At 64.1% G+C, this 21327-nt stretch carries 20 protein-coding genes; 17 read left to right on the top strand and 3 right to left on the bottom strand.

Features of this window, described 5'->3' with window-relative positions:
• Nucleotides 1-11 precede the first annotated feature (11 nt).
• Both R3280_RS01535 and R3280_RS01530 read right to left on the bottom strand, forming a co-directional pair.
• Complete coding sequence (locus R3280_RS01535) at nucleotides 12-980, bottom strand: YVTN family beta-propeller repeat protein (protein WP_318996813.1); 969 nt, start codon at nucleotides 978-980, stop codon at nucleotides 12-14.
• Between the two features lie 72 nt (nucleotides 981-1052).
• The gene (locus R3280_RS01530; protein WP_413468727.1) at nucleotides 1053-2270 is read right to left on the bottom strand and encodes an ABC transporter substrate-binding protein; all 1218 of its coding nucleotides are present in this window, start codon (nucleotides 2268-2270) and stop codon (nucleotides 1053-1055) included.
• Nucleotides 2271-2610: 340 nt separating this feature from the next.
• On the opposite strand from R3280_RS01530, the gene pedF reads away from it, so the two are divergent.
• The 17 genes from pedF to R3280_RS01445 all read left to right on the top strand — a co-directional run bounded on the left by pedF (nucleotide 2611) and on the right by R3280_RS01445 (nucleotide 20342).
• Nucleotides 2611-3033 (top strand): cytochrome c-550 PedF, encoded by a 423-nt coding sequence (gene pedF / locus R3280_RS01525; RefSeq protein WP_318996812.1) that lies wholly within the window; start codon nucleotides 2611-2613, stop codon nucleotides 3031-3033.
• Between the two features lie 60 nt (nucleotides 3034-3093).
• Nucleotides 3094-4020 carry a transporter substrate-binding domain-containing protein gene (locus tag R3280_RS01520; protein WP_318996811.1) on the top strand — a complete coding sequence of 309 codons (927 nt, stop codon included), beginning with the start codon at nucleotides 3094-3096 and terminating at the stop codon, nucleotides 4018-4020.
• Nucleotides 4021-4026: 6 nt separating this feature from the next.
• Nucleotides 4027-4815: a quinoprotein dehydrogenase-associated SoxYZ-like carrier gene (locus R3280_RS01515; RefSeq protein WP_318996810.1), complete on the top strand. Its 789-nt coding sequence runs from the start codon at nucleotides 4027-4029 to the stop codon at nucleotides 4813-4815.
• Between the two features lie 2 nt (nucleotides 4816-4817).
• Nucleotides 4818-5756: a quinoprotein relay system zinc metallohydrolase 1 gene (locus R3280_RS01510; RefSeq protein ID WP_318996809.1), complete on the top strand. Its 939-nt coding sequence runs from the start codon at nucleotides 4818-4820 to the stop codon at nucleotides 5754-5756.
• Between the two features lie 189 nt (nucleotides 5757-5945).
• Complete coding sequence (locus R3280_RS01505) at nucleotides 5946-7724, top strand: PQQ-dependent methanol/ethanol family dehydrogenase (protein WP_318996808.1); 1779 nt, start codon at nucleotides 5946-5948, stop codon at nucleotides 7722-7724.
• Nucleotides 7725-7939: 215 nt separating this feature from the next.
• The gene (locus R3280_RS01500) at nucleotides 7940-9460 is read left to right on the top strand and encodes an aldehyde dehydrogenase family protein (RefSeq protein ID WP_318996807.1); all 1521 of its coding nucleotides are present in this window, start codon (nucleotides 7940-7942) and stop codon (nucleotides 9458-9460) included.
• A gap of 418 nt (nucleotides 9461-9878) precedes the next feature.
• Nucleotides 9879-9950, top strand: a complete 72-nt coding sequence (pqqA, locus tag R3280_RS01495) for a pyrroloquinoline quinone precursor peptide PqqA (protein WP_007153157.1) — start codon at nucleotides 9879-9881, stop codon at nucleotides 9948-9950.
• Nucleotides 9951-10009: 59 nt separating this feature from the next.
• Nucleotides 10010-10939 carry a pyrroloquinoline quinone biosynthesis protein PqqB gene (gene pqqB / locus R3280_RS01490; RefSeq protein WP_318996806.1) on the top strand — a complete coding sequence of 310 codons (930 nt, stop codon included), beginning with the start codon at nucleotides 10010-10012 and terminating at the stop codon, nucleotides 10937-10939.
• On the top strand, nucleotides 10936-11700 hold the full coding sequence (gene pqqC, locus R3280_RS01485; protein ID WP_318996805.1) for a pyrroloquinoline-quinone synthase PqqC: 765 nt from the start codon (nucleotides 10936-10938) through the stop codon (nucleotides 11698-11700). Before pqqB ends, pqqC begins: the two co-directional genes overlap by 4 nt.
• Nucleotides 11700-11963, top strand: coding sequence for a pyrroloquinoline quinone biosynthesis peptide chaperone PqqD (pqqD, locus tag R3280_RS01480; protein WP_318996804.1), 264 nt, complete (start codon nucleotides 11700-11702; stop codon nucleotides 11961-11963). The genes pqqC and pqqD overlap by 1 nt, the downstream gene beginning before the upstream one ends.
• The gene (pqqE, locus tag R3280_RS01475; protein WP_318996803.1) at nucleotides 11960-13108 is read left to right on the top strand and encodes a pyrroloquinoline quinone biosynthesis protein PqqE; all 1149 of its coding nucleotides are present in this window, start codon (nucleotides 11960-11962) and stop codon (nucleotides 13106-13108) included. Before pqqD ends, pqqE begins: the two co-directional genes overlap by 4 nt.
• A 76-nt stretch (nucleotides 13109-13184) precedes the next feature.
• Nucleotides 13185-14933: an alpha/beta hydrolase family protein gene (locus R3280_RS01470; RefSeq protein WP_318996802.1), complete on the top strand. Its 1749-nt coding sequence runs from the start codon at nucleotides 13185-13187 to the stop codon at nucleotides 14931-14933.
• 105 nt (nucleotides 14934-15038) lie between these two features.
• Nucleotides 15039-16202 (top strand): alcohol dehydrogenase-like regulatory protein ErcA, encoded by a 1164-nt coding sequence (ercA, locus tag R3280_RS01465; RefSeq protein ID WP_318996801.1) that lies wholly within the window; start codon nucleotides 15039-15041, stop codon nucleotides 16200-16202.
• Nucleotides 16186-17964 carry a NahK/ErcS family hybrid sensor histidine kinase/response regulator gene (locus tag R3280_RS01460; protein ID WP_318996800.1) on the top strand — a complete coding sequence of 593 codons (1779 nt, stop codon included), beginning with the start codon at nucleotides 16186-16188 and terminating at the stop codon, nucleotides 17962-17964. Before ercA ends, R3280_RS01460 begins: the two co-directional genes overlap by 17 nt.
• Before the next feature lie 76 nt (nucleotides 17965-18040).
• Nucleotides 18041-18319 (top strand): hypothetical protein, encoded by a 279-nt coding sequence (locus tag R3280_RS01455; RefSeq protein ID WP_318996799.1) that lies wholly within the window; start codon nucleotides 18041-18043, stop codon nucleotides 18317-18319.
• A gap of 100 nt (nucleotides 18320-18419) precedes the next feature.
• The gene (locus R3280_RS01450; RefSeq protein ID WP_318996798.1) at nucleotides 18420-19802 is read left to right on the top strand and encodes a class II fumarate hydratase; all 1383 of its coding nucleotides are present in this window, start codon (nucleotides 18420-18422) and stop codon (nucleotides 19800-19802) included.
• A gap of 21 nt (nucleotides 19803-19823) precedes the next feature.
• The gene (locus R3280_RS01445; protein WP_318996797.1) at nucleotides 19824-20342 is read left to right on the top strand and encodes a CDP-archaeol synthase; all 519 of its coding nucleotides are present in this window, start codon (nucleotides 19824-19826) and stop codon (nucleotides 20340-20342) included.
• Nucleotides 20343-20344: 2 nt separating this feature from the next.
• Here the strand turns inward: R3280_RS01445 and R3280_RS01440 are convergent, their stop codons facing one another.
• A complete protein-coding gene (locus R3280_RS01440; RefSeq protein WP_318996796.1) occupies nucleotides 20345-21319 on the bottom strand; it encodes a metallophosphoesterase in 975 nt (324 codons plus the stop codon).
• Nucleotides 21320-21327: the final 8 nt, after the last annotated feature.

Below are 21327 nucleotides of genomic sequence, written 5' to 3'. Positions count from 1 at the left end.
GTTACCTCGGGTCAGGGCGCGATCACCACGCCCCAGGGATAGCGACCTACCTTGATGGACTTGGTGACCTTCAGGTCCGCCACGTCGATCACCGAGACGTCACCGCTGACGCCGTTGGTGGTCAGCAGCAGGGACTCGTCCTGGTTCAGATCCAGCTGCCATACACGGCTGCCCACCAGCAGGTAGTCCAGGACTTCATAGGTCCGGGCATCCACCACGGCGACGTGATTGGAGGGCCCGAGCGCCACGAAAGCATAGCGGCCGTCGGAGGTGAGCTCAATGCCCACCGGCTGGACCCGGTCCTGGTTGACGCCGCGGATGCTGAACTCCAGCTTCTTGATTTCCTCGAGGCTGTCCACGTCGATGACGTGAACGGTGCCGCCGATCTCGGCGGAGGCCCAGGCGATCTTGCTGTCGCGGCTGAACTCCACGTGCCGGGGGCGCTGGCCCACCACGATGTTCTTCTTGATCTCGAAGGTCTCGGTGTCGATCCAGTGCAGCATGCTGGAGGTCTCACTGGTGTTGACCGCCCACTTGCCGTCCGGGCTCACCGCCATGCCTTCGGGTTCCACGCCCACTTCCACCTGGGCCAGCACGTCCTTGTTGGTGACATCCACCACCGTGACGATGGCATCGTCTTCGTTGGCGATGTAGAGGTGCTTGTTGTTGGGGTGCAGGGCGAACTGCTCGGGGTCCTCGCCGGAGGGCAGGGTGTCCACGATCTTGCGAGTTGCCAGGTCCAGCACCTGCACGGTGTCGTCGTCGCTGGCGCAGATGTAGAGCTTGGTGTAGTCCTTGGACAGCAGAATCCCGCGGGGGCGCTGGCCTACCGGGATGGTGTCCACCACCTCCAGACTGTCCATGTCGATCACCGACAGGCTGTTGTCCTTTTCATTGGACACGTAGGCGACACTGGCGTGCAGGCTGCCTGACAGGCCTATCATGGCGCAGAGGCCGGCGATTTTTAGAATGTTGTTCATAGATAACTCCAGAGCGGGGTCCGGGACCCGTTTCATTATGGTTCTGGCCGGGAGCTGCCCGGCCGGTCGCGGTCAGGGTTGCTGTATCCGGCACTGGCTCTCGGGCTCGTCGTAACCCAGGGTGTCCAATTCGGTCTTGGGGTGGAGGAAGCCTTCGATGGGGGCCTGGGTCACCAGACCCCGGGGGTGCACCAGCGGGATCGGCTGGCGCAGCTGACCATTCCAGTTCCGGTAGGTGAGGGGGCGGCCCTTGAAGGCCGCCAGCTCGAATTCATCGGACAGCAGGAATGCCCTGACGGAGTCGGCATCGGCCTGCTGGATCTGGGTCAGGGCGGTGCCCACTGAGCGAACGGCAGCCCAGGCGGCGTAGTCCTTGCTGTTCATGTCGCGCTTGGCCAGCTCGGTGAAACGGTTCTGCAGCTGGGCCGCACCCCAGCTCTCCACCACCCGGTGCCAGGCTACCGGGGTCATGCCCGCGGTGCCGGCTACCGGCCGCGGCAGCCAGGTGTTGTAGGGCACGTACTCGCCGAAGTCGCCGCGCTCGTCCGCCACCACCACCAGGTCGTAATCCGGACCCTGGGTGAACAGCGGCAATTCCTTGGAGGCGGTACGGCGCAGGTCGGCGTCAAAGGTCCAGGGCTTGTGCTCGACGATGTCCAGGCCGAAGCGCTTGCTGGCACGGCGGAAGGACTCCGCCCAGGCCAGGTCGCCTTCGGTGGCGCCGGTGATCAGGAACACATCGGTCCAGCGCCGGCTGTTGGCCCACTGGGCCAGGGCGTCGGTCAGCATGGCGTGGCTGGGGTGGGTGTGCAGCACGTTGGGCCGGCAGTCCCGGACCCGAAGATGATCCTCGCGGGCGCTGGCGTTGAACAGAAGCACCTGTCGCCCGCCGGAGCGGGTGCCCATGGCCTGCAGCTCCGTAGCGCGGTCGGCCATGGCCTGCAGGGTGTTGGCGGGCACGTTCAGCACAATCTTGTCGATGCCTTCGGCAACCAGAGCTTCCAGAGCCGCCATGGCGACGGTCTCGTCCGCCGCAACCACGGCCTTGAGGATGTATTTCTGGTTGAGGAAGCGGCCGGTACTGTTGTTGTCGTCAATGCCCAGCTCCGCGCCCCGCAGGCCGGCGTCCTCAGGCTCCGGCAATACGTTGGACAAGACCGGACCCGGGTCCGGCTGCCACTGGATATAGCCGATGAGAATGTCGACAGCCAGGGCCTGGGATGACTGCACAATCAGGGCAGCGCCCATGGCCAGGCAGGCAAGTGTGCGGCGGAGACCGAATATCGTCATGAACATGCCTCTTTTTGTTCTGGGGCGGATCAAAGGCTATAGGGCAAGGTTAGGGAAGCCGGGACAGTGCCGAAATATTCAGAAAGTCGCATTGGTGCAGTACCAAAGCACTATTCACGTTCCCTGGCCGCGAGCTAAGGTTGTTGACTGAGGGCAGCGACTTTGTTCGCTCCTGCCTCGTCCCGGCTCATCCGGCCGCCTCTCCTACTACCAAGGAACTAGGCTGAAGGCCCCAAAGTGGCATTCGGTCACGCCTTTGTCCTTCCCATACTTGGGTCACAGTCTATCGGCCATGGCGGCTCGATTGGTTCAGTTACATTCAAGGCAAAGGTAAACAGGTATGACAGTCTCTAACTCCGTCCGCGCGTTGTTCGCTGCGGCTATTCTCGGCTTCGCGGGGCTTGCAGCCGGTCATGGCAATGTCACACCACAGGGTGTGGACACCGGTGCGCTGCCGGACCTGGGCAAGGAGCCGCTGTCGGAGAACCCGTTCCGGGAAGGCGGCCAGCACGGCGACATGCACGCCGAAGCCGTTAAGGTGGGTGAAAGCGGCTATGCGGGCAACTGCGCCGGCTGCCACGGTATCCAGGCCATGTCCGGCGGCTTGACCCCCGACCTGCGCGAGCTGGAGCCCTGGGACGACGAATACTTCATTGGCCGCGTCCTCAACGGTACCGACCGCGGCATGCCCTCGTTCAAGTCCAACCTGGACCAGAACGCCATCTGGGCCATCAAGACTTACATCGAGTCCGTCAAGGAATAACTGAAGCGCCAGGCCCGGTGTTCGCGCCCCGGGCTTTTTGTCATTGGAGGGGGTAGTGTGGTGCTAGCTCGGCTTTTTCTGGTGTCGGCGATGCTCTTCGGCCAGCAGGTATGGGCGCAGGAGGGCAATATACTCAACCGGCCGGTGGAGCGTGACTACGATATCGTGGTGTCCTCCGGCTACCTCAACGTGGGCATGTACAAGGACTTTCCGCCCTATTCCTACGAGGTGGATGGCCAGGCCAGAGGTGTTGATGCCGATGTGGGCCGCCGTATTGCCGAGGAGCTGGGGGTGGAGTTTCGCTCCCACTGGATCACCCCGGACGAAAATCTGGGGGACGACCTGCGCAACAACGTCTGGAAGGGCCACTACCTGGCAAAGACCCGGGTTGCCGATGTGATGATGCGGGTCCCCTACGACAAGAAATACGCCTACATGCAGGACTCCACCGGCGAGTACATCAACGAACAGGTGGTGATCTTCGGGCCCTACCAGGAGGAAACCTGGCAGATCGCCTATGACAGCCAGCACCTGGACGGCGTGGAAACCATCGGGGTCTTCCAGTACCACCCTATTGGGGTGGAGATCGACACCCTGCCGGATCTTTACCTGAGTTCGGTGTTCGGTGGCCGGCTGCGCAGCCAGGTCAAGCACTATTTCAATGTCGGCGAAGCTTTCGATGCCCTGACCGCCGGTGACGTCCGCGGCGTCATGGCCATGCGGGCGGAGATCGATCATCAGCTGAGCCAGCTTGAGGGCGACCGCTATCGCGCCGCCAGCAATGGCTTCCCCAATGTCGGGAAGCAGGCCTGGGACGTGGGCATGGCCATCAAGCACACCCACCGCCAGCTCGGCTACGCCATTGAGGCGATCGTCGACAAGATGGTGCGAGAGGGCGAGATGGAGCAGATCTTTGCCCGTAACGGCCTGCGTTACGAGATTCCCGCCTACTACGACCAGATACTCGGTGTCGAACCGCAGGAGTGACGGACCATGGCCCGACCCGCGATAGCCCTCGCCCTGCTGCTTGTGACGGTGCTTGGCCCGACCGCGGCGCAGGCCGGAGTACCCGCTGACCCTCACAACTCCCCCATGTGGGAGTACAACCTGCAGAAATACCTCGGGGATGACCTCACGGTGGTCCACGACGACCGGGTTCAGGTCCAGGCACCGCCCTTCGCCGAGGATTCGGCCCAGGTGCCGCTGACGGTGGATCTGGCGGCCTTTCCCGGTCGGATCCAGCGCATTGTGGCCTGGGTGGACCTCAACCCGATTCCCCACTTGTTCACCTACCAGCCCGGTAACCGGGAGGCCCGGCTGATTGCCCTGAACTTCCGGGTCCAGCAGGCCACTACCGTGCGCGCGGCGGTCCTGGATGAAAGCGGTGTCTGGCACGTCGGCAGTGCCTATGTGGATGCCGCCGGGGGTGGTTGTACCGCGCCCAGCATGACGGCCGCCAATCCGGACTGGGAGAAGAATTTCGGTACCATTCGGGGCGGCGCCTTTTCCCGCCTGAACGCAACCAGGCTCAAAGCCAACGTCATGCACCCGATGGATTCCGGCATGGTGGGCAATATTCCCGCGTTCCACATCCAGCAGGTGGAGTTGCGGGCGGAAGGCTCCGCTGCCGATGCCAAGCCGGTGCTGGCCATGAGCCTCTCGGAGTCGGCGGCGGAGAACCCCATGTTCGTGTTCGAGCTGGTGGGTGAGAGTAGCGACCTGATCCTCTGGATGCGCGACAACAACGGCAACGTGTTCGAGCGCCGCTTCGGGGAGGGTTGATCATGGATCTGCGTTCATGTCTGTGCGCCGCTCTGATCGCCTGCCTCAGCCTGCCGGTTTCGGCTGAGCTGAACTACGACCTGCAGCCGAGGGAAATTGCCGAGGGTGTCTGGCTGGTGGAAGGCAGCACCGAGAACTTCTCACGGCTCAACGGCGGCAACATCGTCAACACCGCCTTCGTGGTGACCGGCGAGGGTGTGGTGGTGATCGACACCGGGCCGTCACGACGCTATGGCGAGCAGCTGAAAGCGGCCATTGCCGCCGTTACCGACCAGCCGGTGACCCACGTGCTGCTGACCCATCACCATCCCGATCACGTCTTTGGCAACCAGGCGTTCGAGGCGGGGAGACTGTATGCTCTGGCCGGCACCATCGACAAGCTGGCGTCGGATGGCGACGCCTTCTCCGACAACATGTATCGGCTGGTGGGGGACTGGATGCGGGGCACTGAAGTGGTGCTGCCACCCAATACCCTGGCCCCCGGCCTGCTGGAAGTGGGCGACCACCGGTTCCGCCTGATGGCATTTCGCGGCCATACCGGCGCCGACCTGGCGGTGCTGGATGAAACCTCGGGTGTGCTCTTCGCCTCCGACCTGGTGTTCTACAACCGGGCCCTGACCACACCCCAGAGCCCCGGCCTGTCGGTCTGGGCCGATGAGCTGGCGCAACTGGAGGCGCTGGACTTCGAGCTGCTGGTGCCGGGCCATGGTCCGGTGGTGGCGGATAACAGCGCCTTCGTCCAGATGCGGGACTACCTTGCCTGGCTGGACCGGACGATGACCGAGGCCGCCGAGCGAGGTCTCACCATGACCGAAGTCAGCAACCTGCCGATTCCGGCGCGCTTCGCCGACGTTGCCGAAAGTCGCTACGAGCTGATCCGCACCGTCACCCATCTTTATCCCCGTTACGAGAAGCAGGCCCTGGCGCTGCTGCCGGAATAGCGGGCGGCTCGTCGCACGGGGCTCGCCAGCCCGGGAAGTAAAAACCGGGTCTTACTACCAAGGGATGAGGGAAGTTGTTCCGGGGGTCAATTGTTGCAGGTGCTCACAGATCCAAGAATGGCTACAGAGGCGGGAAGACTTCCCGGTTCGCCGCTGAAACAGAAAACAAGAGACTTGGAGAGCGCAACCATGAGTTCGAATCCGATCGGTAAACAGTTTGCCGCCAGCGCCCTGGCGCTGGCGGTGTCCTTCGGTGCCCACGCGGTCACCGACCAGGACATCCTGAACGATCAGAACACCCCTGAAGATGTGGTCAGCTACGGCATGGGCCTGCAGGGACAGCGTTACAGCAACATCGACATGCTGAACGCCAGCAACGTCAAGAGCCTGCAGCCGGTCTGGGCCTTCTCCTTCGGTAGCGAGAAAATGCGCGGCCAGGAAGCCCAGCCGATGATCAAGGACGGCGTCATGTACGTGACTGCCTCCTACTCCCGCGTCTACGCCATCGACGCCAAGACCGGTGAGGAAAAATGGCAGTACGACGCCCGTCTGCCGGACGGAATCATGCCCTGCTGTGACGTGGTCAACCGTGGTGTGGCTCTCTACGGCGACAAAGTCATCTTCGGTACCCTGGACGCCAAGCTGGTTGCCCTGAACAAGGACACCGGCAACGTGGTCTGGATCAAGAAAGTCGCCGACTACCAGGCCGGCTATGCCATCACCGCCGCCCCCACCATCGTCAAGGGCAAGGTGATCACCGGTGTTTCCGGTGGCGAGTTCGGTATCGTGGGCAAGGTCGAAGCCTACGACGCCAATACCGGCGAGCTGATGTGGACCCGTCCCACCGTTGAAGGCCACATGGGCTACGTCTACAAGGACGGTAAGGCCATCGAGAACGGCATTTCCGGTGGCAAGGCCGGCCTGACCTGGCCCGGCGACATGTGGAAGCACGGCGGTGCCGCCACCTGGCTCGGCGGTACCTACGACGAGAGCACCGACTCCCTGTTCTTCGGTACCGGTAACCCGGCACCCTGGAACTCCCACCTGCGCCCGGGCGACAACCTGTTTTCGTCTTCCCGCGTCGCCATCGATCCGGATGACGGCAGCATCAAGTGGCACTTCCAGACCACCCCGAACGATGGCTGGGACTACGACGGTGTCAACGAGCTGATCTCCTTCGACTACAAGGACAAGAACGGCAAGATGGTCAAGGCGGCAGCCACCGCTGACCGTAACGGCTTCTTCTACGTACTGGACCGCACCAACGGCGACTTCATCCGCGGCTTCCCGTTCGTGGACAAGATCACCTGGGCCAGCGGCCTGGATAAGGATGGTCGTCCCATCTACACCGACGGCGGGCGTCCGGGTGATCCGGCAGCCAGCAGCGGTGAGAAGGGTGAAGTGGTTGTTGCTTACCCCTCCTTCCTGGGCGGCAAGAACTGGATGCCGATGGCCTACAGCCAGAAGACCGAGCTGTTCTACGTACCCTCCAACGAGTGGTCCATGGACATCTGGAACGAGCCGGTATCCTACAAGAAGGGCGCGGCCTACCTGGGTGCGGGCTTTACCATCAAGCCGGCGAACGACGACTACATCGGCGTTCTGCGGGCAATGGATCCGAAGACCGGCAAGGAAGTCTGGCGCTATGAAAACCCGGCTCCGCTGTGGGGTGGTGTCATGACCACCGCTGGTGACCTGGTATTCACCGGCACCCCGGAAGGCTTCCTGAAGGCCTTTGACGCCAAGACCGGCAAGGAACTGTACAAGTTCAACACCGGCTCCGGCGTGGTGGGTACTCCGGTGACCTGGACCATGGACGGTGAGCAGTACGTCTCCGTTCTGTCCGGCTGGGGCGGTGCGGTACCCCTGTGGGGCGGTGAAGTGGCCAAGGTTGTAAAAGACTTCAACCAGGGCGGCATGGTGTGGACCTTCAAACTGCCGAAGGACCGCGTCGCAGCTGCGAACTGATCGCCGCTGTCATGCATCGGGAAGGGGCCGCTCGCGGCCCCTTTTCTGTTTTGGCGCGGCGGAAGTCCTTCGCTGGTTGCAATGAGCATCTAATACCAAATAACGAGTTTTACGACCCCAAGGGATCATTTCGAGCGGCCAGGCTCAGGTCTAAATTGGGAAGGTCAGCGCGAGACCCGCGTGTACTGCGTTAAACAGAACAAGAGGCCACTACCATGATCTACGCACAACCAGGAAAGGAAGGTTCCGTCGTCTCCTTCAAGCCCCGCTACGAGAACTACATTGGTGGCGAGTGGGTTGCCCCCGTCAAGGGCCAGTACTTCGAGAACGTCACCCCGGTTACCGGTGACGTGATCTGTGAGATTCCGCGTTCCACCGCCGAAGACATCGATCTGGCGCTGGACGCCGCCCACAAGGCCGCGCCGGCCTGGGGCAAGACCTCTGTCCAGGAACGCTCAACCATCCTGCTGAAGATCGCCGACCGCATCGAGCAGAACCTGGAAAAGCTGGCCGTGGCTGAAACCTGGGACAACGGCAAGGCGGTCCGCGAGACCCTGAACGCCGACATTCCCCTGGCCGCTGACCATTTCCGTTATTTCGCCGGCTGCCTGCGCGCGCAGGAAGGCCACATGGGTGAAATCGACGCCAACACCGTGGCCTACCATTTCCATGAGCCCCTGGGCGTTGTCGGCCAGATCATCCCCTGGAACTTCCCGCTGCTGATGGCGGCCTGGAAACTGGGCCCCTGCCTGGCCGCCGGTAACTGCACCGTGCTGAAACCTGCCGAGCAGACCCCCGCCAGCATCCTGATCCTGATGGAACTGATCGGTGACCTGCTGCCCCCGGGCGTGCTGAACATCGTCAACGGCTACGGCATCGAGGCCGGTCAGGCCCTGGCCACCAGCAAGCGCATCGCCAAGATCGCCTTCACCGGCTCCACCCCGGTGGGCTCGCACATCATGAAGTGCGCCGCCGAGAACATCATCCCGTCCACCGTGGAGCTGGGTGGCAAGTCCCCCAACATCTACTTCTCCGACGTGATGAAGGCCGAGCCCGAGTTCATCGACAAGTGCGTCGAGGGCCTGGTGCTGGCGTTCTTCAACCAGGGCGAAGTCTGCACCTGTCCGTCCCGCGCGCTGGTGCAGGAAGACATGTACGACGAGTTCATGGCCAAGGTGGTGGAGCGCACCAAGAAGATCAAGCGCGGCAATCCGCTGGACACTGACGTACAGGTAGGTGCCCAGGCCAGCCGCGAGCAGTTCGACAAGATCATGTCCTATCTCGAGATTGGCAAGCAGGAAGGCGCCCAGGTGCTGACCGGCGGCGGTCGTGAGGAACTGGAGGGCGAATACAGCAACGGCTTCTACATCCAGCCGACCCTGTTCAAGGGTGACAACAAGATGCGTGTGTTCCAGGAGGAAATCTTCGGGCCGGTGGTGGGTGTCACCACCTTCAAGACCGAGGAAGAAGCCCTGGCCATCGCCAACGACACCGAGTTCGGTCTTGGCGCCGGCGTGTGGACCCGCGACACCAACCGGGCCTACCGGATGGGTCGCGCCATCCAGGCCGGCCGTGTGTGGATGAACTGTTACCACGCCTACCCGGCTCACGCTGCCTTCGGTGGCTACAAGAAGTCCGGTGTCGGTCGTGAAACCCACAAGATGGCGCTTGAGCACTACCAGCAGACCAAGAACATGCTGGTGAGCTACGACATCAACCCGCTGGGCTTCTTCTGAGTTATCGAGAGTTGTGTTTGTAAGCTTTGCCAGACAGGTGAAGAGAGCTTGTACCGGCCGCAAGGCCGGTCAGGTGGGCGAGTAGGCACAGGGAGGTGTCATTTACCCCGCCGCGAGGCGGGGCCCTTCAGTGAGGTTCATGCGTCTTGACTGGAGGTTGGGTCTTCCTGCCATTTTTCGGTCCTCCCCAGGGCCGTTTTTTTTTGCCCTTGGAAAATGCCTGCGGACTGACTAGGCTCAGAAGAGGCGGCTGGATGGGCACACGATGGGCCCAAAGGATGGCATTCCGGGAAAGAGAATGGCCAAATCTTGTTCCAAAGTACCATGTAGTCGCGGTCTGACTGGCTCTAGTATTGAAAGCACGTTATCGGAACACCTAGGGTAACGACAGAGTCTTAACAACAACGAGGAGATTCCTATGTGGACCAAACCAGCCTATGAAGATCTGCGGATTGGTTTCGAAGTCACCATGTACTTCGCCAACCGCTGAGCAAGTCACGGCCAGCACGCCTCAGGGTTGCTGGCCGTTTTCTTTCCCGGAGACCTCCCATGCAACTTCACGTCCTGGGCTCTGCCGCCGGCGGAGGCTTTCCCCAATGGAACTGCAACTGCGTGAACTGTGACGCCATGCGCCGCGGCACCCTGAACGCAAAGCCCCGCACCCAGTCCTCCATCGCCATCAGCCAGGACGGCGAGCACTGGATTCTCTGCAATGCCTCCCCGGACATTCGCGCCCAGCTGGCCGCCTTTGCGCCCATGCAGCCCAACCGGGCAGTGCGTGACACCGGTATTGATGCGGTGCTGCTGATGGACAGCCAGGTGGACCACACCACGGGTCTGCTGTCCTTGCGGGAGGGCTGCCCGCTGGACGTCTGGTGTACCGCCCAGGTCCACGAGGATCTCAGCACCGGATTTCCGCTGTTTCCCATGCTCAGGCACTGGAATGGCGGCCTGCAGTGGCGGGAAATGCCCTGCTCGGAGGATCGGAGCTTCAGCATCGACTGCGCCCCCGAGCTGCGGCTGACCGCCATCCCGCTGCTTAGCAACGCGCCGCCCTATTCACCGCGGCGCCACAAGACCCATCCCGGTGACAACGTCGGGCTGTTTATCGAAGACACCCGCACCGGCGCCACCGTGATGTACGCCCCGGGTCTGGGCAAGCCCGACGACACCATCCGGTCCTGGCTGGCGAAAGCGGATACGCTGCTGGTGGACGGCACCGTCTGGCACGATGACGAAATGCTGCGCCGGGAGGTGGGCACCAAGACCGGGCAGGAAATGGGGCACCTGGCCCAGAGTGGTCCGGGTGGCATGATCGAGCTGCTGGACAGCCTGCCGGCAAGCCGCAAGATCCTGATCCACATCAACAACACCAATCCGATTCTGGACGAGGATTCACCGGAGCGCGCCGAGCTGGCCAGGCACGGCATCGAAGTGGCCTGGGACGGCATGCACCTGGATCTGTCGGGGGAGAAATGAACGCCATCGCCAAGCAATCACCCATGAGCCGCGCCGACTTCGAGCAGGCGCTGCGGGCCAGGGGAAGGTACTACCACATCCACCATCCCTACCATAAGGCCATGTATGGCGGGCAGTGCACGCCCGAGCAGATCCGGGGCTGGGTGGCCAACCGCTTCTACTACCAGATCAACATACCCCGCAAGGACGCTGCCATCATGGCCAACTGTCCCGACGCCTCGGTGCGCCGGCTGTGGCTGCAGCGGGTACTGGATCATGACGGCCACAGTGACGACGAGGGCGGCATCGAGGCCTGGCTGAGTCTCGCCGAGGCCGTGGGCCTTAGCCGTGAGGAGGTGATCGACCAGCGTCACGTGCTGCCCGGGGTCCGCTTCGCGGTGGATGCCTATCTCAACTTTGCCCGGCGGGCCACCTGGCAGGAGGCGGCCTGTTCGTCCCTGACCGAGCTGTTCGCGCCGGAGATCCACCAGTCCCGCCTGGACAGCTGGCCCCAGCACTACCCCTGGATCCGGACCGAGGGCTACAGCTATTTCCGCAAGCGCCTGTCGGAAGCCCGCCGGGACGTGGAGCACGGGCTCACCATCACCCTGGATCATTTCCGCACCGTCGAGCAGCAGCAAAGAGCGCTTGAAATACTGCAGTTCAAGCTGGATATTCTATGGACTATGTTGGATGCCCTGACTATGGCGTATGTGCACCAGACGCCGCCCTACCATACCGTCACCCAGGATCAGGTGTATCACCGGGGGCTGGGCCTGTGATGGAGCTGACACCCAGGTTGCGGCCGGGTTTCCGGTTCCAGTGGGAGCCGGTACAGAACGCCCATGTGCTGCTGTACCCGGAGGGCATGGTCAAGCTCAATGACAGCGCTTCGGCCATACTTTCGGAGATCGACGGCAAGCGCACCGTGGCTGACATCGTCCGGCGCCTGGAACAGCGCTTCCCGGACGCCGGCGCCCTGGACAATGACGTCTGCGAGTTTCTCGAGGATGCCCGCCAGCAGCACTGGATCATGATGGTATGAATCCGATCCCCCAGCCCCGATCCCAACACCAGGTCGGCCCCCCGCTGTGGCTGCTGGCGGAGGTGACCTACCGTTGCCCGCTGCAGTGTCCCTACTGCTCCAACCCGCTGGATTTTGCCCAGACCGAGCAGGAGCTGACCACCGAGGAGTGGGTCAGCGTATTGCGCCAGGGCCGGGCCATGGGTGCGGCGCAATTGGGGTTCTCCGGCGGTGAGCCGCTGGTGCGCCAGGACCTGGCTGAACTGATTGCCGAGGCGAGGGGGCTGGGCTATTACACCAACCTGATCACCTCCGGCATCGGCCTCAACGAAACCAAGGTGGAGGCCTTTCGGGATGCCGGCCTGGACCATATCCAGGTCAGTTTCCAGGCGTCCGATCCGGAGCTGAACAACGCGGTCGCGGGCTCACGCAAGGCCTTCGAACAGAAGCTGGCAATGGCGCGGGCGGTGAAGGAGGCGGGCTACCCGATGGTGCTCAACTTCGTGATCCACCGTCACAACATCCACCAGATGAGCGACATCATCGACCTGTGTGAGCGCTTGGGAGCGGACTACGTCGAGCTGGCCACCTGCCAGTATTACGGCTGGGCTTTCAAGAACCGCGAGGGTCTGATGCCCTCGGCCGGGCAGTTGGAGATCGCCGAGCGGGAAGTGAACGCCAAGCGCCAGCGCCTGGCGGATGCCGGCTCCGCCATGAAACTGATCTTCGTGACGCCGGACTATTACGAGGTGCGCCCCAAAGCCTGCATGAACGGCTGGGGCAGCCTGTTCCTGACGGTGGCGCCGGACGGCACCGCGCTGCCCTGTCACAGTGCCCGCATCCTGCCCATCGAGTTTCCAAATGTGCGGAATCAGTCCTTGCAGTCGATCTGGTATGACAGCCCCGGCTTCAACCATTATCGTGGTGACAGCTGGATGCCCGAACCCTGTCGCTCCTGTGACGAAAAGGGCAAGGATTTCGGCGGCTGCCGCTGCCAGGCCTATATGCTGACGGGCAATGCCGACAACGCCGATCCGGTCTGTGACAAGTCGCCCCACCATGACCGCATCCTGGCGGCCCGGCGCGCAGCGGATCATGCCACCGCGGGCCTGGAGGAGCTGACCTATCGAAACGCCCGAAACTCGCGACTCTTCTTCCGCGGCTGACCCGACCCTCCTGAGCGCAGAGCAGGCCGCGGCGGCCCTGCGCCAGCGGGACAACCTGCGGGTCTCCGCCTCTACCGTGGCCTGGCTGGAATACGACCCGGGCGAAGCGGTCAACCAGCTCTGGTGCCTGCGCCGGGGCAATCCCGTCCGGCTCACCGACGACACCTTCAGTATTCGCAGCGCCGTCAACGGCTATGGTGGAGGCGCCCTCTGCCTGGACCGCTACATGGCTTACGTGGTGGAACTGAGCAGCCAGCAGGTGGTATGCGTGGACTGCCGCAGCGGCAGCCTGCGCCAGATCAGCAAGGACCCGGATGGCCAGTTCGGCGGCCTGGTCTGGGACGCCGCCCGGCAGCGGGTGCTTGCCATTCGTGAGGAGCGCAACCGGGGCACCGAGGCCCGCCAGCAACTGGTGGCCATCACCCCCAGGACGGGTCGCATTACGGTGTTGGCGGAGGGCGAGGACTTCTACGGCACCCCGGCGATTGCCAGTGATGGCCGCTCGATGGCCTGGGTGAGCTGGTCACTGCCGGACATGCCCTGGCTGGCCAGCCGCTTGTGGCGGGCGGATGTCACCGAGCTGGGGGAGCTGGCCCGGGTGCGGCCGCTGGACACCCCGGTGGCGGCCTCGATCCAGCAGCCGGCATTCGCCCACGGTAAGCTGGTAGCGCTGTCGGACCACGAGGGCTGGTGGCAGCCGTTCCACGTCAGTGAAACCGACACCGGCGTGCAGTGGAACCGCCTGGAGGACCGCGCGGCGGATCATGCCAACGCCCCCTGGCAACTGGCCGAGCAGCATGCCGTGGCCCTGTATGGCGGCGGTCGCGCCTGGGTCTGCTATCACCAGGGCTATGGCGAGCTCTGGTGGCGGCCTCACCGTGATGCCCAAGCCCGTCGGCTGCTGCCTGAATGCGTTGACTTCCGCGCCCTGCAGGCCCGCGGCGACCAGCTGTATTGCATCGCCCGTCATCACGATGCCATGGACTCTGTGGTGGCGATCGACCCGGAGAGCGGCCAGTGGCGACGGCTCGCCGGCGGTGAGCAGCCGGTGGACGCCGCCTGCTGTGTCTGGCCCCGGGGCATGACCATGCCGGTGGCCGATGGCCGGGTCCACCTGTTCTATTACCCGGCCCAGGGTCGTGATGAGGCGGTGCCGCCGGTGATCGTCCGGGTCCATGGCGGGCCCACCTCGGCGGCCTATCCGGTGTTCGACCCCCAGACCCAGTTCTGGGTCCAGCGTGGCTTTGCCGTGGTGGACGTCAATTACCGCGGCAGCTCCGGTTTTGGCCGCGACTATCGCCTGGCCCTGGCCGGGCGCTGGGGGGAGCTGGACGTGGCGGACGCCCGCCAGGCAGTGGCCTACCTGGACCGCGAGGGTCTGGTGGACGGCGGCCGGGCCTATATCCAGGGTCGCAGTGCCGGCGGTTTCACGGTGCTCATGGCGATGCTGGACAGCGACTGCTTCCGGGCCGGTGCCAGCCTGTTCGGGGTCAGCGACCCGACCCGCCTGCGCAGCATGACCCACCGTTTCGAATCCGGCTACCTGGACTGGTTGCTGGGGGATCCGCTCCAGCACGCCGGGCGCTGGCGCGAGCGCACCCCGGTGGATCATGGCCACCGTATTCGCCGGCCGATGATCTTTTTCCAGGGCGGCCAGGACCGGGTCGTGGTGCCCGAGCAGACCGAGGCCATGGTGGCGGCGCTGGAGGCCGGCGGCCAGCCGGTCAGTTACCATTTCTTCCCGGAGGAGGGGCATGGCTTCCGTCGCGCCGAACGCCAGGCCTTCCTGCTGCAGGCATTGCTGGCCTTTTATGACCAGCATTGACAAATGTTCTCTGCCCACACTACGCCGGTTGGAGTAAACTGCCGTATACAGGAGTAAGCCCCAGGGACTAGGGCGCGGTTTACAACAACAACCCAGAGAGCGCTCATGAGTTACGACGTTTCTGCGCTGCGCAAGTTCGTGTCGCCGGAGATTGTCTTCGGTGCCGGGTCGCGCAAGGCGGTGGCCAATTTCGCGAGCAACTTCGGTGCCCGCAAGGTATTGCTGGTGTCCGACCCGGGGGTCCAGGCCGCAGGGTGGGTCGCCCAGGTCGAGCAGCTGCTGCTTGAGGGCGGGCTTGGATATGCAACCTTTACGGGCGTTTCCGCCAACCCCAAGGTGGAGGAGGTCATGGCCGGAGCCGACCTTTACCGCTCCGCCGAATGCGACGTCATTGTGGCCATCGGCGGCGGCAGCCCCATGGACTGCGCCAAAGGGATCGGCATCGTCAGCGCCCACGGCCGCAACATCCTGGAATTCGAGGGCGTGGACACCATCCGGGTCCCCTCGCCGCCGCTGATCCTGATTCCCACCACCGCCGGCACCTCCGCCGATGTGTCCCAGTTCGCCATCATTTCCGACCCGCAGCGGCGCTTCAAGTTCTCCATCATTAGCAAGGCGGTGGTGCCTGATGTATCGCTGATCGACCCGGAAGTAACCGAGACCATGGACGCGTTCCTCACCGCCTGCACTGGTGTGGATGCCCTGGTCCACGCCATCGAGGCCTACGTCTCCACCGGCAGCGGTCCGCTCACCGACAGTCATGCCCTGGAGGCCATCAGGCTGATCAGCCGCCATCTGGAGCCGCTGGTGCAGAGTCCGGCCGACAGTTACCTGCGGGAACAGATCATGCTGGCGTCCATGCAGGCCGGCCTGGCGTTTTCCAACGCCATATTGGGGGCGGTGCACGCTATGTCCCACAGTCTTGGCGGCTTCCTGGACCTGCCCCACGGCCTGTGCAATGCCCTGCTGCTGGAGCATGTGATTGCCTACAATTTCAGTTCCGCCGAGGACCGCTTCAAGCGGGTGGCCGAGGCCATGGGGATCGACACCCGGGGCATGACCATGCCGGCGGTCAAGAAAGCCCTGATGGAGCGGGTCATCCTGCTCAAGCAGGCGGTGGGCCTGGAAGCCAAGCTGGCCTCGCTGGGGGTGAATGCCTCCGACATTCCGTCGCTGTCCAGCTACGCCATGCAGGACCCCTGCATCGTGACCAACCCCCGCAAGTCCTGTCAGCGCGATGTCGAAGTGGTTTATGAAGAAGCACTTTGAGCAGTCCCTGCCGGACCATGAGAACGAACGCTACGATGTGGGCGACCTGCTGGGCCTCGGCAGCCACTCGGTCCGCAAGAACTATTATCCCGCCCTCCAGGACCGGATCGAGGAACTGGAGCGGGAGCGCAACCGCTACAAATGGCTGTTCGAAAATGCCCTCCACGGCATTTTCCAGGGTGACCTGAAAGGCGGCTTCCTTGCGGTGAACCCCGCCATGGCCCATATCTGCGGCTACGCCACACCCGAAGCGCTCGCCAGCGGGGTCACCCGGCTTCGGGAACAGTTCTTCTGGCGCGCCCACGAATTTGACCAGCTCCGTTACGAGCTGTTGGACAAGGGCCGCATCAGCGCCCGCGAGGCCAGGCTGCGCCGGGTCGATGGCCGCCCGGTATACGTTGCCATCACTCTGCTGCGCCGGCCTGACCTGGGGGCGGAAGTGGTGGAGGCCTTCGTTGCCGACATCACCGAGCGGCATCTTGCCCGGGTCCGGCTGGAGCAGCTCAACACCGACCTGGAGCGGCGGGTGGAGGAGCGCACCGAGGCGCTGCAGAATGCCAACGTTGGCCTGCGCTACCAGATCGAGGAACGCGAGAAGGTGGAGCGGGAGCTGGTCGTGGCGGTTAACGCCGCCAAGGAAGCCAACCGCAGCAAGGACAAATACCTGGCCGCCGCCAGCCACGACCTGATGCAGCCCCTCAATGCGGCCCGGCTGCTGGTCTCCACCCTGCAGGACAGCAAACTGCCGGAGTACGAGAGCCGCCTGATCGACCGGGTCCATCGGGCCCTGGAAGGCGCTGAGGACCTGCTGGCGGATCTGCTGGACATCTCCAAGCTGGACCAGCAGGCGATGCAGCCGGACCTGTCTTATGTGGATGTGGAAAGCCTGGTGGCGGGCCTGGCGGAGGAGTTCGAACCGGTGGCCCGCAATGCTGCATTGATGTTCCGCAGCCGTCTTACACCGGCTACCGTACGAACCGACCCCAGGATGCTGACCCGCATCCTGCGCAACCTGCTGAGCAACGCCTTTCGCTACACTCGTTCCGGCGGCGTGTTGCTGGCCATGAGGGTAAGGTCGCAGCAGCTGCGTCTGGAGGTCTGGGATACCGGTATCGGTATTGCCGAGGACAAACTGGAAGAGATCTTTACCGAATTCCGCCAGTTGCTGGCGCCGGAGGCCGGCGGTCGCACCGGCGTCGGCCTGGGCTTGGCCATTGTCGAACGCATGGCCCGCATGCTGGGCTGCCGGGTGGAGGTGGTGTCCCGCCCCGGTAGCGGGTCCCGCTTCGCCATCACACTGCCTCTGGCCAATGCCGCGCCGGTAAGCCGCCCCGGTGCCGGATTGCCTGCCGCCGGACTGGCGCAGGGCTCGCTGGAAGGCTGCCGGGTGCTGGTGATCGACAACGACGAAGACATCACCGCCAGCATGGAGGCCCTGCTGTCCCGCTGGGGCTGTATCGTCACCACCGCCCGTGACGAGGCCGGGGCCCTGGTCATCTGTCGCCAGCAGGGAGCGCCCCAGGCCATCCTGGCGGACTACCACTTGGATGCCAACCGCACCGGCTGTGAAGCCATCTACGCCCTGCGCCGGGCGTGCAACCGGGACATACCGGCGGCCATCATCACGGCCGACCGCAGCGACGCCTGCCGGCGCGAGCTGCAGACCCAGTACATGCCGGTGCTGAACAAACCGGTCAAGCCAAACCGGCTTCGGGCGCTGCTGTCCAGCCTGGTAACGCCGCCCGGCCAGATGCGGGCCTGAGTCAGATTCGGGGGTTGCCGTAATCGGGTCTACACTGTCCAGAGAGACAGACCGCTTACTGGACAGGAGGCCTGATATGACCACACCCGAGCAATCCCTGAGCAATCACGAAGTCACCATCTGCCTGACTGGCGGCGCCGTGCTGGGGCCTTTCAACGCCACCTGGAGCAAGGACGAGGGCGGCGATGTGCGGGAGCTGGTGAAGGAGTACGACGCCTTCCTGCAGGGCGAGAAACAGCATCGATTCAAGTTCTTCCTGCACGACACCTACACCAACACCGTCCACACCGTCATCCTGCGTTTTGAGCAGGTTACCGGTATCTGCGACCATGTCCGTCTGCTGAGAGGCAGCTGAGCCCGGTCCGCTGGCGTGGTTAGGCGCCATTGAGACAGCCGGCCGCCGGTTGCGTAGGTTCCAGTAAGGATCAACGGCAAACCATCGAACGGAGGGTGATATGAGCGACTATCGAACCGAGAAAGACAGCCTGGGCGAGGTCAAGGTGCCCGCCAGCGCGCTCTGGGGTGCGCAGACCCAGCGCGCCATCGACAACTTCCCGGTCAGTGGCCAGCCCCTGCCGCCGGCGTTCATCCAGGCCGTGGTGCGGGTCAAGCGGGCCGCGGCCATTGCCAATCGAAAGCTCAGCCTGCTGGACAAAAAGCATAGTGAGGCCATCGTCGACGCTTGCGACAGCCTGCTGCGGGGTGAGCACGCCGATCAGTTCCCGGTTGACCGCTACCAGACCGGCAGCGGCACCAGTACCAACATGAATGTCAATGAGGTGATTGCCGCCATCGCCCGGGACGCCGGCCAGGAGGTCAACCCCAACGACCACGTCAACATGAGCCAGAGCTCCAACGACGTCATTCCCACCGCCATGCACGTCAGTGCCGTCACCCAGGTCTACCAGACCCTCCAGCCCGCGCTGTCACACCTGCAGGGTATGATCTACGAGCGTGAAACCAAGACCCAGGAACAGGTTAAGACCGGCCGCACCCACCTGATGGACGCCATGCCGGTGACCCTGGGCCAGGAGCTGCGCACCTGGCGCGAGCAGCTGGCGGCCACCGACAAGCGCCTGGAGAAGGCCTGCGACGAGCTGCTGGCCCTGCCCCAGGGCGGTACCGCGGTAGGCACCGGCATCAACGCCCACGAGGACTTTGCCGAGAAATTCATTGCCGCCCTCAACGAGGACACCGGTTTCCGCTTCCGCAGCCTGGAGCACAAGTTTGTCGGCCAGAGTGCCATCGATGCCCCGGTTGCGCTGTCGGCCCAGTTGCGGGGCAACGCCATCGCCCTGATGAAGGTGGCCAACGACCTGCGCTGGATGAACAGCGGTCCCATTCACGGCCTCGCCGAGATCAGCCTGCCGGCGCTGCAGCCCGGCAGCAGCATCATGCCGGGCAAGGTCAACCCGGTGATCCCGGAGTCGGTGGCCATGGTCTGTGCCCAGGTGATGGGGCTGGATTCGGCCAACGCCATCGCTGGCCAGTCCGGCAATTTCCAGCTCAACGTCATGCTGCCGTTGGTGGCCTCCAACCTGCTGGATATGGGGCAGTTGCTGAGCAATGCGGCGCTCATGCTGGCGGACAAGGCCATTACCGGCTTTACCGTGCACGGCGAGCGCCTCACCGAAGCCGTGGACAAGAACCCGGTACTGGTGACCGCGCTGAACCCGGAGATCGGCTATGAGCTGGCAGCAAAAATCGCCAAGGAAGCCTATGCCACCGGTCGGCCCATCATCGATGTGGCGGAGGAGCGTTGCGACCTTTCCCGCAAGAAGCTGGAGTCCCTGCTGGATCCGCTCAAGCTCACCAAAGGCGGTATCGGAGGCCAGTAGCCGGCGCCCCGGGATACCCTCGTGACGCTCGCCGGGCCGCCTGAACACGGTGCCGCTGCGCTGCTGGCACTGGCGCTGCTGATATTGCTGGTAGTGGCCAATGGCGCGCCGGTGCTGGCCCGCCGGCTGTTGCGCCAGACACTCGCCCGGCCCATCGACGGCGGCCGGCACTGGCGTGACGGCCGGCCCCTGTTGGGGGCCAGCAAGACCTGGCGGGGCCTGGTTTCCGGAACCCTGGCGGCCGGGCTGGCGAGCCTGTTCATGGGTTTGGGCTTTGGCTTCGGGCTGCTGTTTGGCCTGCTGGCGCTGCTGGGCGATCTGGCCAGCAGTTTCAGCAAGCGCCGGCTCGGCCTGGCCGCCAGTGCCCGGGCCACGGGACTCGATCAGCTCCCTGAAGCCATCCTGCCGCTGCTGCTGGCCATGGCCTGGTGGGGCCTGGCCTGGTACTGGGCGCTGGCGGTGGCGCTGGCCTTCATGGTGGTGGATATGCTGGTGTCACCCCTGCTGCACCGGCTCGGCATCCGGCGCCAACCTCATTGAAGCTATTTCTCTTTTATCAGGGTGTGGATGGTTACTTCCGGTGGGCAGTTCAGCCGCACGTTCACCACCGAGGTGCCGGCGCCCGGTGAGGTGTAGCCCTGCATGGCGCCACGCTGCCAGTGCCCGCGCCCCAGGGCACGCGGGCAGTCGGCGTCGAGGGTCACGGGGATGCCGCCGGGCAGGCAGATCTGGCCGCCGTGGGTATGGCCGCAGAGGTAAGCGTCAAAGCCGGCGTGGCTGGCCTCGCGCCAGATCTCCGGGCTGTGACTGAGCAGCACCGAGGCGGCGTTGTCCGGAATCTGGTCTCCGGCCCGCTGCAGGTTGTGAACCTTGTAGAAATGCGGGTCGTCGACGCCCGCGACATAGAGACTCTCACCCTTGCGCTCGATGGCCATCGACTCGTTCAGCAATACCCGGTAGCCCATGTCCTCCAGGCCCGGCAGCATCCGTATGCTGTCGTGGTTGCCCAGCACCGCCAGGGGCTGGCCTCGGATGGCTTTGCGCAGCTGGGCCATGCCCTCCAGGGCCTTGTCGATGGGCCCCCAGGTGAGGCAGCGGTAATCCCCGGTCAGCACGCAGAGGTCGTACTCCAGGGGTCTGATCTGGTCGATCACCGCCTGCAGGTTGGCGGCGTCCATATCCACATGCAGGTCGGTCAGGTGCAGGATCCGGTAGCCGTCGAAGGCGGCCGGCAGCCTGCGCAGGCGAAATTCGTGGTGCACGGTGCGCAGGCGCCGGCTGTTGCGCTGGCCCCGGCGGAGCAGGCCCGCCAGGCGCAGACAGGCACGAATCAGGCGCGGGGCGGTGTACAGGTTCTCCAGATGGAAGGAGCGCCGGTCCTTGCCGAAAACGCGGGCCTCCGCCTCCTGCTCGATGCCCAGGCGTTGGCGGGAGTGCACGGGCCCCATTCTCAGGCTGAGGCGGTATCGCAGCAGTTCATCGTCGTCATGGGTGTGAACATGGGCTCGGGCAGTCATGGCAAATC

Origin of the sequence: Marinobacter sp., from assembly GCF_033722195.1 — a bacterium.
Taxonomy (GTDB): Bacteria; Pseudomonadota; Gammaproteobacteria; order Pseudomonadales; family Oleiphilaceae; genus Marinobacter.
This window is presented reverse-complemented; position numbering and strand designations above follow the sequence as displayed.